This window comes from Rudaea sp., from assembly GCF_036560865.1.
GTDB lineage: Bacteria > Pseudomonadota > Gammaproteobacteria > Xanthomonadales > Rhodanobacteraceae > Rudaea.
Window position 1 is genome coordinate 16,427 of the sequence record NZ_DATBQK010000048.1, and the last position, 13,290, is coordinate 29,716.

5 protein-coding genes are annotated in these 13,290 nt (G+C 64.3%); 1 reads left to right on the forward strand and 4 read right to left on the reverse strand.

The window, feature by feature from the left end; all coding sequences use genetic code 11:
• Positions 1-52: 52 nt before the first annotated feature.
• The 3 genes from folE to VIE67_RS05615 all read right to left on the reverse strand — a co-directional run bounded on the left by folE (position 53) and on the right by VIE67_RS05615 (position 10,999).
• Positions 53-661: a GTP cyclohydrolase I FolE gene (gene folE / locus VIE67_RS05605; RefSeq protein WP_332024113.1), complete on the reverse strand. Its 609-nt coding sequence runs from the start codon at positions 659-661 to the stop codon at positions 53-55.
• 84 nt (positions 662-745) lie between these two features.
• Complete coding sequence (locus tag VIE67_RS05610) at positions 746-9,529, reverse strand: GH36-type glycosyl hydrolase domain-containing protein (RefSeq protein WP_332024115.1); 8,784 nt, start codon at positions 9,527-9,529, stop codon at positions 746-748.
• A 294-nt stretch (positions 9,530-9,823) separates the two neighbouring features.
• The gene (locus VIE67_RS05615; RefSeq protein WP_332024117.1) at positions 9,824-10,999 is read right to left on the reverse strand and encodes a class I SAM-dependent rRNA methyltransferase; all 1,176 of its coding nucleotides are present in this window, start codon (positions 10,997-10,999) and stop codon (positions 9,824-9,826) included.
• Between the two features lie 153 nt (positions 11,000-11,152).
• On the opposite strand from VIE67_RS05615, the gene VIE67_RS05620 reads away from it, so the two are divergent.
• Positions 11,153-11,932, forward strand: coding sequence for a rhomboid family intramembrane serine protease (locus VIE67_RS05620; protein WP_332024119.1), 780 nt, complete (start codon positions 11,153-11,155; stop codon positions 11,930-11,932).
• Here VIE67_RS05620 and recD read toward each other — a convergent pair.
• Positions 11,929-13,290, reverse strand: a 1,362-nt coding sequence (gene recD / locus VIE67_RS05625; protein WP_332024121.1) for an exodeoxyribonuclease V subunit alpha, incomplete at its 5' end; no start/stop codon positions are given. The two genes, VIE67_RS05620 and recD, sit on opposite strands and share 4 nt — an antisense overlap.

Below are 13,290 nucleotides of genomic sequence, written 5' to 3' on the forward strand. Positions count from 1 at the left end.
GCCTTGAACCAGAAACGGAACTTGCAGCAGTACGCGCGTGAAACGAAACGTTTTACTTGCGCCGCCCCGAATCGATATCGATGAAGCGCAGGAACTCGCCACGTGTGCGCGCATCGGTACGGAACGTGCCGAGCATCTGGCTGGAAATCATCGACACACCGGTCTTGTTGACGCCGCGCGTGGTCATGCATTCGTGCGACGCGTCGATCACCACGCCGACACCGCGCGGCTTGAGCACTTCGTTGATGCAGTGCGCGATCTGCGCGGTGAGCTTCTCCTGTACCTGCAGGCGGCGTGCATAGATTTCGACGACGCGGGCGAGCTTGGAAATACCGACTACGCGATTACTCGGCAGGTAGCCGACGTGGGCGCGGCCAATGATCGGCGCCATGTGATGCTCGCAGTGCGAGGAAAACTCGATATCGCGCAGCACGACCATCTCGTCGTAACCGGCGACTTCCTGGAAGGTGCGGCGCAGCTCGTCGGCAGGATTGTCGGTATAGCCCGAGAACCAGTCCTTGTATGCGTTCGCCACACGCTTGGGCGTGTCGATCAGGCCTTCGCGCGCCGGATCGTCGCCGGCCCAGCGCAGCAGGACGCGCACAGCGTCTTCGGCTTGGGTCTGGGTGACGGGTGTGGCTTTTGCAGGATTCTTTTTCATGAGTTCGTTCCCGCTCAGCATTTGAAACCGCAGGCTGCGCAGTTTAGCCGATTGGCGAGCTATGGCACGCGCCGCGGACAATACTCAGTCCTGCGGCAGATCGCTGGCGAGGGTAACCTCGACACGGTGCTCGCCAGCTTCGACAAGCGCAATCGAATTGTCGGGCTGCACTTGACCGTCCAACAGGATCGTTCCCGATGGACGCGTCGCTTCACGCTGCACGCTGATCGCATACGTCGCGGCGCCATGACGGTAGCTTATTTCGACTCCCGGCCACGCTCGCGGCAGGCGCGGCGCGATGCGCAGGCGCGCGCCCTCGCGCGTGAGGCCGAGCAGGGTTTCGATGATCAGGCGATACATCCAGCCGGCCGAGCCGGTGTACCAGGTCCAGCCGCCGCGACCGACATGGGCCTGGTTCGAATACACATCTGCGGCGACGACATAGGGTTCGGTCTTGTAGACATCGACAGCGGCCGTCGTCTCTGCGTGGCGCAGAGGGTTGATCAGGTCGAACAGTTCCCAGGCGCGTTCTACGCGGCCGGCCTGCGCGAACGCCATCACCGCCCAGGTCGCTGCGTGCGTGTACTGGCCGCCATTCTCGCGCACGCCGGGCACATAGCCGGCGATATAGCCCGGATCGTGATAATTCTGATCGCCAGTGGCGCCGCTCTGATCGGCACCGCTCTGATTGGCAGCGCTCTGATCGGCGCTGCCGTCGCCGGTTTCCTCCGCCGGGCGATCGAATGGCGGATCCAGCAGACGGATCAACCTCGCCGCGCCGTCGACCAGTTGTTTATCGAGCGCATCCAGCGCGCGCGCCGCGTGCTGCGGATCGCCCGCGCCCGAGAGCACCGCCCAGCTTTGCGCAATCGAATCGATGCGGCATTGAGTATTCGCCGCCGAGCCCAGCGCAGTGCCGTCATCGAAATAGGCGCGTCGGTACCAGTCGCCGTCCCAGCCATGTCGTTGCAGATTTGCCTGCAGCTCAGTGGCGACGCGTTCACAGCGCGCCGCATAGCTGTCATCGCCGCGCACCCTAGCCAGCGCACGGAATTCCATCAGCACGTGATAGAAAAAAAATCCGAGCCACACACTTTCGCCCTGGCCCTGCGCGCCGACATTGTTCATGCCGTCGTTCCAGTCGCACGAGCCGATGCGCGGCAAACCGTGAGCGCTGCCGCTCAAGCCATGCGTGATCGCGCGCTCGAGCGCACGCACGCAATGCTGATACAGGTCCGCGCTTTCGTTCGAACGCAACGGCAGGTCGTAATACGACTCCTCGCCCGCGTTGAGCAGCCGCCCTTCGAGATAGACGCTGTGTTCGTCGAGCACGGCGCGGTCGCCGGTCGCTTGCACATAGCGGCACACGGCCAGCGGCAGCCATAGATAATCGTCGGAACACTGCGTGCGTACGCCGCGGCCGCCGGGCGGATGCCACCAGTGCTGCACGTCGCCTTCGCGGAACTGATGCTGCGCGGCCAGCACGATCTGCGCGCGCAGCAGGGACGGAGCGGCGTGCACCAGCGCCATCGCATCCTGCAACTGATCGCGGAAGCCGAATGCACCGCCGGATTGATAGAAACCGCTGCGCGCCCATAACCGGCAGGCAATCGTTTGATACAACAGCCAGCCGTTGGCGAGTGCGTTGAGCGCCGGATCGGGCGTGGTGACCACGACGGCGCCGAGCAGCCGGTTCCATTGCGCGCTAACCGCATCGAACGAGGTACGCGCGGAACCCAGGTGACGGAAACGTGCGATCAGCGCGCTGGCCTCGTCGATGTTGCGCGCCGCGCCGAGACGGAAAATGAAATCGCGCGATTCGCCATCGGCCAGCTCGAACGGAATCTGGATCGCGGCGCAGGGGTCCATCAATGCGCCGACGCGTCCGGACAGGCTCGCGCGCGCCATTGCCGCCGGCTGGCTCAAATTTCCGTTGCGGCCGATGAATTCGCTGCGATCGGAACTGATCGTGCGCTGCGGATGATCGACATCGAAGAAGCCGACATATTCGGCAAAGTCGCTGTCCCAGGTATTGCGAGCGAGCAGGGCGCCCGACGCGTCGAGTTCGCTGACCACATGCATCGCGGTTTTCGCCGGCAGATCGCCAAGCACCCATTCGATGTAGCCGGTGACGGTCAGCCGGCGCGCACGGCCCGAATCGTTGCGCAAACGGATCACGAAGAATTTCACCGGTGCCTCGACATCGACGTGAATGCGCAGTTCGCTGGCGATGCCGCTTTCGATGTGCTCGAACTGGCTGTAGCCGAAACCGTGCCGGCTCAGATAGCGTCCGCGCCCGGCTGCGGGCAACGGTGTCGGCGACCAGAATTGCCCCGACTCCTCGTCACGCAGATAGAACGCTTCGCCACAGGCGTCGCTGACCGGGTCGTTGGACCACGGCGTCAGGCGGTATTCGTGCGCGTTCTCGAAAAAAGTATAGCCGCAGCCGCTTTCGCTGACCACGCAGCCGAACTGCGGATTGCCGATCACGTTGACCCAAGGCAGCGGCGTACGCTGATTCTCGCTACTCACAATCACATATTCGCGCCCATTGCGCGCGAAGCCGCCGAACTCGTTGAACAGCTCCAGTCGCGGCAGCGTGACCTGGCGCGCGTCGCTGGCATCGGGCCGACGCGTTGGCGCCAGCTTCGGCACCGCTTCGCTCTTCAGCGCGCCCTCCGCGCCACTGCTTTTGCGCGGAATCAGCTGCTCGGCCAGGCTGCCGGCGCGATCAGACAGGACCACGCGCGCAACGGCCTGCATGAGCACGCGATCCTCGTGATTGATCTGTTCCACCGCACGCACGAAGATGCCACCCGGGCGTTCGTTGGCACTGGCATCGGTGCTTGCGGCAATCGCGTCGACGATTTGATCGTGCAGCGCTTGTCGATAACCGCCACGCTCCTCGTTCCAGATCACCAGATCGAAGACCAAGCCCTTCAGACGGCAATAGGTGTGCGCATTGACCAGTTGGCGTATCAGGGCAATGTGGTCAACGCCGTTCTCGGCACCGGATATCTGCACCAGAACGATTGGCAGGTCACCGGAAATCGCGTGCGCCCACAATCCGGATTGACTAAGCCGGTTGCTCGCGGCGACGCTGGCGCTTGCGCGGCGTGCCGGATCGGCATACAGCACCGCACCGGCCAGACGTGCGTAGGTTTGCGCTTCCGCCTCGCTGATGTTGAGCTGGCCGAGCACCATGCGGTTGTGGGTCTGCGCCATATCGATCGCGCGATCGGCAAGATAGCGGTCGTGATATTTGTCGGCCAGTGCGATGCATCCCGCGCGGCTGGTCGCAACGCCGGTCACCATATCGACAATCACGTTGCCTTCGGCCGGCACGACGATGCGCTGACGAATGGCAACGATCGGGTCGAGCACAGCGCCGGCGCTACCCGACAATGCCCCCGCGCGACGCATCGCTGCGGGATTGTGCACGCCGTTGCCGCGGCCGAGAAAGCGCATGCGGTCGGTCTCGAACGAGATCTCATCGCACTCCGTGCCATGCACGGCGGCAAGGTGCAGCAGCCATGGCTGCATCTCGTGCGCCAGACGCGGGCGGCGCGTGGCGAGGATGGCATCGCGCTCCGCCAGCAACTCGGTCTGCACGAACAGATTGCCGAACACCGGATGCAGCGCATCGGCGACACCTGGTGCGAGCACAACTTCCGCGTAGCTGGTGATTTCCAACGTGCGCGGCTGGCGCGAGCGGTTGCCGATCCGCGTGCGGCGCAATTCGATGTCGTCTTCGGGTGACACCAGAATCTGCGTGCGCACTTCGAGTTGATCCATGCGCAGGCGCAATTCGACGGTACTTTCCGTAAACAGCGTTTCGCGCAGATCGACCGGTGCCGATTGCGCCTGCGCGCCCGTGCACCAAACTTTGTCGCTGGCGCAATCGCGGATGTATACAAATGTCCCCCAGGGGTCGCGGGTCGGGTCTTCGCGCCAGCGTGTCACGCTCAGATCCTGCCAGTGGCTGTAACCGGCGCCAGTCTCCGTCAGCATGACGTGGTAGCGCCCGTTCGACAGCAGTTGCACTGCCGGCCGCGCGCGGTCGGCACGTGTGAACACACGCAACGGCGTCGGCGCGCTGTCTTCGCTGCTGCGCACATCGACTTCTTGCGGATCGCGTGCCTGGCGTACCAGCCCGCGCGGCACGCGTTCCTGCAGCAGCAGCAGGGTCGCCTGCAGTTCTGCATCGGCGGCGAAGCGCCGTTGCATCGGCGGCACTTGTTGCGTCTGGGTGAGCGCGGCCTGGGCGAGCGCTAGCAGGCTCATGCCTTGATGATGCGCCATGAATTCGCGCACGACGCCCTGCGCTTCACCGTGCACGATGCGCGCCGGCGTAAAATCGATCGCCTCGTAGAAACCCAGCGGCGTGAGCCAGCCGTGCGCGGCGATCGCGCGCAAATTCTCGGTCGCCGCGACCGGCGCTACTGCCAGCGCGAGCGCGCTCGCATACGGCGCGATGACCAGATCCTGCGCCAGCCCGCGCTGCAGACCCAGGCCCGGGACACCGAACGCGCGATAGTGATAATTCTGTCCCGCGTCGGTTAGATGGAAGCCCGATTCGGAAATGCCCCAAGGCACATTGTTCTGCTGGCCGTAGGCGATCTGGCGTGCGACCGCCACGCGCGCGGACTGTTCGAGCAGGGTGCCCGGAAATGTCGGCATCACCAGTTGCGGCATCAGATATTCGAACATCGAGCCGCTCCAAGACAGCAGCACCTGGCCGCCATCCGTCGTCGTCAATACGCGGCCGAGCGCGAACCAGCTGTCCTGCGGCACCTGACCTTGCGCAATTGCGACATAGATACCGAGGCGCACTTCCGAGGCGAGCAGATCGTAGTAACCAGCGTCGCGGCGGCCGTCGCTGACGTTGTAGCCGATCGCGAACAGGTCGCGCGTCGAGTCGTACAGAAAACTGTAATCGACGCGCGCAAAGTCGGCGCAAAGCGTACCGAGCGCTTCGATCTCGTGCACGCAGGCGACGGCGAGCGCTTTGGTGGCCGGCGTGGACGCCGATTGCGCGAGTGCGGACAAACTCGGTATCGGCGAATCTTTTTCCGCCGATGCAACCCCCGCATGCGCTGGATCACTCGCCCAATCGGCCTCTAAAAAATCCTCAAGGTCCGCAAGCGCCGCTGCGCACTGGCGCAGCAATTTCCCGCCCCATTCTTGGACTGGCGTTGACCCATGCGCAGTCAACTCATCGTGCAGGGTTTGCGCGCGCACGCTCAGCTCGCGCAGCGCGGTGCGGGTTGCCGCGACCGGCAAAATCTCGGGCAACGCACGCGTGCCGGCGAGCGCATCGGCGAACGCCTGGCAGTGCGGCGCATCGGCATCGCCGGCAAGCGAGCGCAACACGGCGAACGTGTCGGCGAGTCCGGCGAAGGCCTGCCGCCCGATGAGGGGCGTATGCAGGCATTCGAACAAACCCTGGCGCAGGGTAAGCACCAGCGCGACGAAATTGCCGCTGTCGACGGTCGAGATATATACCGGCTGCAACGATTGCAGGGTGGTCGTGTCGTACCAGTTGTGGAGATGCCCGCGATAACGATCCAGCTTTTGCAAGGTATCGAAGGTACGCCGGGTGCGGGCGAGCAGACCGCGCAACGAGATGTAACCCATATCGTACGCAGAGAGATTGGCGAGCAGGCCCAGGCCGATATTGGTCGACGAGGTGCGATGCGCGATCTTCGCTACCGGTTGCTCCTGAAAGTTGTCGGGCGGAAGCCAGTTGTCGTCGGCGCTGACGAAGCGCTCGAAAAACGCCCAAGTACGGCGTGCGGCGGCGCGCACGAATGCGATCTGGCTGGCATCCAGAGCCTGCGTGTCGCGCCCCGGTACGGCGCTCAGCCAGGCTGCGATCGGCGGCGCCAGCAGCCACAGCAACAACCACGGCGCGGCGAGTATCAGCACACCGGGCCGCCATAACCAGAGCGCCAACGCGATGATGGCGGTGGACGCTGGTCCGATCGCCATCTCGCGCCAGGCCGTGGCATACGGTCCGCTTGCGTTGGCTTTCTGCTCGACCACACTCGACGCAACCCATTGCAACAAGTGTCGTTTCGATACGTGCACGCGCCAACCGGTGCGCACGATCGCTGTCATGTTTTTCCAGGCCTCAAACGGCAGGCAGGCGAGCATGAATACCGCTCGCGCCAAGGGCGCACCCACTGCCTGCAGACTGTCGCGCAGATGACGCAGGATGCCACCGGCTGGCCAGCGCAGCAGCGCGAACAGGCCCTCGCCGAGTACCGGCAGCAAAGCGATCGCGAGCACCAAGGCGCCGCACAGGACAGGCGCTGGCAGCACGAACCAGCCGAACAGGAGCAGCGCATACAACGCGGGCGACAAAAGGCTGCGGCGCAGGTTGTCGAAGATTTTCCAGCGCGACAGCGTACTCAGCGGATTGCGTTCGCGCCGTCCTGCAGGGATCGGCACAGATCGAAACAGCCACGCGGCGATCTGCCAGTCGCCGCGAATCCAGCGCGCGCGCCGTTTCGCGTCGACGCGATAGCTTTGCGGATACTGCTCGTACAACTCGATATCCGCAGTCAGTGCCGCATGCGCGTAGCACCCTTCGAGCAGATCGTGCGAGAGGATGCGATTGTCGGGAAAGCGCTCGCCGAGCGCCCCCTCGAACGCCTCCACGTCGTAAATGCCCTTGCCGATGAACGAGCCCTCGGCGAATAGATCCTGATACAAGTCCGACGATGCCATCGTGTACGGATCGATGCCGGCATCGCCGCCGAACAATGCCGCGTAACGCGACACGCCTGTGGGCGGCAGGAGATTGCCGATGCGCGGTTGCAGGATGGTGTAGCCGGCACTCACATCGCGGCCGTTCGCCGCGAAGCGCGGTCGGTTCAGCGGATGCTGCATCGTCGCGACCAGCATGCGCGCCGCATCGCGCGGCAATTGCGTGTCGGCGTCCAGCGTGATCACGTAGCGCATGCCGCGCAGATTCCGCACATCGCCGACAATGTGCGAAAACCCCGTGCTCGTGCCGGTCAGCAGCAGTGCGTTGAGATCGGTGAGCTTGCCGCGTTTGCGCTCGCGCCCCATCCAGCAGCGCTCGCTTTCGCTCCACACGCGCGGCCGGTGCAGAAGAAAGAATACGGCGCCGCGCTCCTTAGCGTAACCCCGGTTAAGCACTTCGATGGCCGTGCTTGCGGCATCGAGAATTTCCCGGTCGGCGGCGCTTTGCGCCTCGGCCGCATCGGCAAAATCGCTGAGCAGGGCGAAAAGGAGCTGCGCATCGCGATTAGCGACATAGCGCAGCTCAAGGTTGTCGGCGAGCCTATTGACCTCGTCGACACTGCCGAGCAGGCACGGCACGACGACGAGGGTGCGCGCTTCGGGCGGAATACCGGCGCGCAAGTCCATGCGCGGCAGCGGCTGTGGCAAACTTATCAGCACGGCGCAGCGATTGATCAGCCAGATGACCGGATAGCTGAGCGCAACGATCATGCAGAATCCGGCGGGTACACGCAGCCACAATGACGGTGTTTGCGTCCACACGAAGCCCAGTGCGGGTGCAGCCAGCGCGATGCCGAGCGCGAGCACGGCGCTCAAATACGTCGCGAACGGCATGCCGCCGTGACGCCAGCTATCGAACGGCAACCCGCGCGAACCCGATGCGCAATGTCGGCGCAGTGCCGCACGGCCCTTGCCGATCAGATGGAAGCCGACGTGCGCTTCGAGGTCCGCGTCTGCGGCCGCGACCACGGCGCTCGCCGCCGCACGCGCCTGCGTCACCGCTTCGCGCGCAACGTCCGTCTCGCTGCGCCGCGTTTGCCGCGCGAGTTGCTCGACCGCGTGCCGGTACACATCGCGCGTGGCGAAATCCATGCGCTTGTATACTTTTGCCGGATCCTCGCCAAGCATCTGCTCCACGCGGCTCGTGTTCTCGACGAATTCGCGCCAGTCCAGTGCATCGAGCAGACGCAAGCTGCCGATGCTGTTGCTGATCGTGACCTGGTCGATCGCTTGCTCATGATGTGCGGTCTGCACCAACTGCTCGGTAGTGAGTCCTACTTCGCCAAGGCGTTGCTCGATCCAGGTCATCGGCAAGTTGAGCGTGGTGCCCTGCAGACGACGCGCTATCTCGGCGACGAAGGCGCTGGTCATGGGCGGCTCGGCCCGCGCCATGTCGGCGACAACGAGGATCAAGCTTTTCGGATCGCGTTGCGCGATATCGAGCATCGCTGCCGCCCAGCGATCGGCAAGATTGCTGTGCAGACGCTCGCGGCGCACGCGAAACGCCGCACGCCGCAGATTCTCGATCAGGGCCAGGCGCAGCATGATCGGAATCGCCCACAATTCGCCCAGACTCAGTGGTGCATGTTCCTGATACGCATGCACGAAACGGCCCAGCGATTCCTGATCGACGCGCCCGTCGCCGTGTGCGATCGCTTCGAGCGCGATGTCGTACACGCGCGGCAACCCCGCAGCGACGCCGCGCGCGAGTACCGGCAATTCGAAGCTGTAATTTTGCGGCAGATGTTGCCGCGCCTTGCGGATCTGCTCGTCGACCAGATACAGGTTGTCCAGCAGCCATTCACCGCCCGGTGTGATGCGGCGTTGCTCGCGGATCGCGTCGGCGAGCACGGCGCAGGCTTCGTGAATCACCGTCTCGTTCAAACTCAGGCGGCGCAGCAGGAGCGAGTCGGTGCGTCGTGGTGCGCGCAGTTGATGCTCGGTTGCCAGTTCGCCCCCGCGTTCCTCCATTTGTTCTGCGGTGAGCAACTCGGCGCGCAGCGGCGCATCGCTGACCGCGTCCTGCGGCGCGCCGACAAATCGCGCAAAGCCGTTGTGCGCCAGCGCGGCACGCAAGCGTGCAATCCAGTCGGTCATCCGTGCACGCTTTGCAGCCAAGGCAATACCTCGTTCGGTTGCGACCGCTCAGCGCAACGCCTGAGCCGTCATCAAGTTCCTCCCCAAACGAAATGGTCAGCGAACTATTCGGTGTCCGCGCCTAGGAGCCGGCGAACTCGCATCCATGCCGCCGCTCAAACTCGGGACTTCCGGAACGAAGGGTTTCTATAGCCCAGCGCACCGAAAAAATTCGTAAAGGCGGCGAACGCGGCCATTGTGCGCGCTTTGCGGTCATTTGGCGGGCCTTCAGAACGGGACGCCGCTGCGGGCGCGTCATTCCACGCGGCACAACGCCGCTTTCAGATAACGCGACTCGGGCACATGCGCCTGCCACGGATGATCCGGACCGGCGCCGGCGACCTTGAGCACCTGTACCGTGCGATTCGCGTAGAACGCCGCGCGCCGCAGCATGTCGAGAAACTGTTCCTCGCCGACCAAGCCGGTGCAGGAACAGGTCAGCAGGATACCGCCGGGCTTCACCGCGCCCAGCGCGAGCTTGTTCATGTCGAGGTATTTTTTCAGCGCGGGAATCACCTGCTCGCGGTCGCGCGTCATCTTGGCCGGATCGAGAATCACGACATCGAATTTCTTCTCCGGATTGCCCGCGACGTCGCGCAACCAGGCGAAGATATCGGCCTGGATAAAGCGCACCCGAGCCTTGTTCAAGCGCGCGTTCTGTTCGGCGAGGGCCAGAATTTCCTCATCAAGATCGACGCCGACGACTTCCTCCGCGCCGCCGCGCACCTTCGCGTAGATGCCGAAGCCGCCGGAGTTGCAGCACAGATCGAGCACGCGCGCACCGGCGCAGAATTCCGACAGCAGCAAGCGATTGTCGCGCTGGTCGGCGAAGAATCCGGTCTTGTGCTTGCTGCCTGGCGCGGCATGAAACTGCACGCCGTGCTCATGGATCACCGTGGGCTTCGGCGCCGGTGGGGCACTGCAGTCGAAGCTTTCCTGCTTTTGCACATGCTCCTCGGCGAAGGCGTAAATTTCCGCATCGGGGTAGTGCTGCAGCAAGCAGCGCTTGATCAGGTCGCGCTGCTTGTAGATACCCGCGGAAAAATATTCGACGACAAGCGTGTTCGCAAAGCGGTCGACGACGAGGCCGGACAGGCCATCGCCTTCGGAATGAATCACGCGATACGCGTCGGTGACGGCGTCGAGCTTGAGCACGTCGCGGCGCAACGCGACGGCCTGCGCGATCTTGCGTGCGAAGAAGGCTTCGTCGACGGCCTCGTCCGGATCGGCGGTGAGCACGCGCAGCGCGATACGCGAGTGGCCGTTGTAGAAACCGCGCCCGGCAAACGCACCGTTGCGGTCGTAGATATCGACGACTGTGCCGGGCTTGGGCTTCTGCTCCGGCTTCTCGACCATCTTCTGGAAAATCCATGGATGGTTGGAGCGGCGTTCGATCTTGAGGTGGACGACGGGATTGTTTGGCAGGTTCATCAGGGCATGATAAGGCAAGAGCCTTTTCGCCGCGAAAGACGCAAAGAACGCAAAATATCGAGGGCTAAATTCAGTCCCTTTTCCACGTTCACGTGCTAACGCGGCGAATCGCTCTGCTCTTGCACGCGAGCCGTGCATCCCCATGATGAGGACATGGATATCGCCGCACCGACCCCGGAACCCAACGCCACCGCGGTGCAGCGCGATCGCAAGCGCGTGTTTTACGCACTGCTCGGCGCTGCCGGCCTCGTCGCGGGCATCTGGCTCGCCTGGCTGGGTGCATTCGCGCTTGGCTGGGACATGGACGCGCTCGGCATCCGCCCGCGCGACCCGCATGGACTGGTCGGCATCCTTACCGCGCCGTTGGTGCACGCCTCGTTCGAGCATCTGATGTCGAACACCCTGCCACTGGGTCTGCTCGCCGCGCTGACGTTGTATGCCTATCCGCGCGCGTCGCGCGTCGCGCTGCCGCTGATCTGGCTCGGCTCGGGTCTCGGCGTATGGCTTTGGGCGCGGTCTTCGGTGCATGTCGGCATCAGCGGCATCACCCATGGCCTGATGTTCTTTCTGTTCGTGATCGGCCTCGTGCGCCGTGATCGCCTCGGTGTGGCGATCGCCCTGCTCGTGTTCTTTCTCTACGGCGGCATGCTGATGACCGTGCTGCCGCGTGAGCAGCAGGTCTCGTTCGAATACCATCTTGCCGGTGCGGTGATGGGTGCGCTCGCGGCACTGCTTACGTTCCGTCTCGATGCCGCGCTGCCACGCAAACGCTACAGCTGGGAGGATGAAGAGCACGACGAAGACGTCCACGCCACTGCGAACGACGAACTCGAACCGCCTGCGCCGCAGGATGTGCCGGTGCTCTGGGACGGACCACGGCCACGGCACAACGGTGGCGGCAACGTGATCGTCTTTCGCCGCCCGGATGCCTAGGCCTGCGTCCCGAGCTTTTCCGCCAGTCCCGACCAGCGCCGTGTAGTCCGCGCAATGGTTGTTTCGAGGATCTGCGGACTTGTCCACAATTCCACTTTTTTGCGCGCGCGCGTGACGGCAGTGTAGAGCAGCTCGCGGCTGAGCACACGCGCATCATGCGCGGGCAGCACGACGAGCACTTCGTCGAATTCCGAACCCTGTGCCTTGTGCACGGTCAACGCGAACGCGCCGCGATGCGCAGGCAGCAGCGCCGGCGCGAGTCGCAGCATGCCGCCATCGGCGCTGCGGAACCAGACCTCGAACGCGCCATGGTCGCCGCTCGGCAATGCGATGCCGATATCGCCGTTGAACAGACCTTGGCGCGGATCGTTGCTGGCGATCATCACGAGGCGTCCGGCGAACCATCCCGGGCCGTCGTCACGCACCGCGCTTCGGCGCAGCTCCTGTTCGATTAGTGCATTGATCGTTTCCGCGCCGCAGGGTCCGCTGCGCAGCGCGCACAGCACGCGAAAGCGATCAAGCTGGTTCAGCGCGATTTCAGGCGTTGGCGCCTGCGCCAGGCTCGCGAAGCGCGGCGCGAATTGTCTGACCAGACTCGCGGCGACATCGCGCTCGGCAACCATGCGTGTCTGCAATTCGAGCGCGCACTCTTCGAGTACGTCCTGTGCTCGCGCGTACGCGCCTTCGCGCAGCGCGCGCGCGAAGCGCCCGATCGCACTCGCCGCTGTGAAGCGATGACTGTGGCGCAGCTCGACCAGCGCATCGGTCAATGGCGCGGCGGCGACCGAGCTTTCCACTTCCGCGCCGAGCAGTTTTTGCAGCATCGTTGCGGTCGTTGGCGAGTAGCGGTTCGTCGCACCTGCGGCAGCGCACAGGGCGCCGAACACGCTGCCGGTTTCGACCGACGCAAGCTGATCGCGGTCGCCGAGCAGGATCAAGCGTGCGTCCGGTGCGAGCGCCGCGCACAGGCGCGCGGCCAGTGCGAGATCGAGCATCGAGGCCTCGTCGACGACCACGAGATCGAACGGCAGCGGCCGACCGCCGTGATAACGCGCCTGCTGCCCGGCAGACAATCCGATCAATCGATGCACGGTCGAAGCCGAAGTCGGCAACGCCGCCAATACGCCGGCATTCGCCTGCGCAAGCGGCGTGCGCAGGGTTTCGGAAAGCCGCGCGGCGGCCTTGCCGGTCGGCGCGGCGAGCGCGATGCGCGGCGGCACCTCTCCCTTCGCGAATGCCTGCTCGATCAACATCGCCAACAGGCGCAACACCGTCGTCGTCTTGCCCGTGCCGGGGCCGCCGGTGATCAGCAGGAATCTCGAGCGCACGGCGAGCAAGGCCGCGATGCGCTGTTCGCG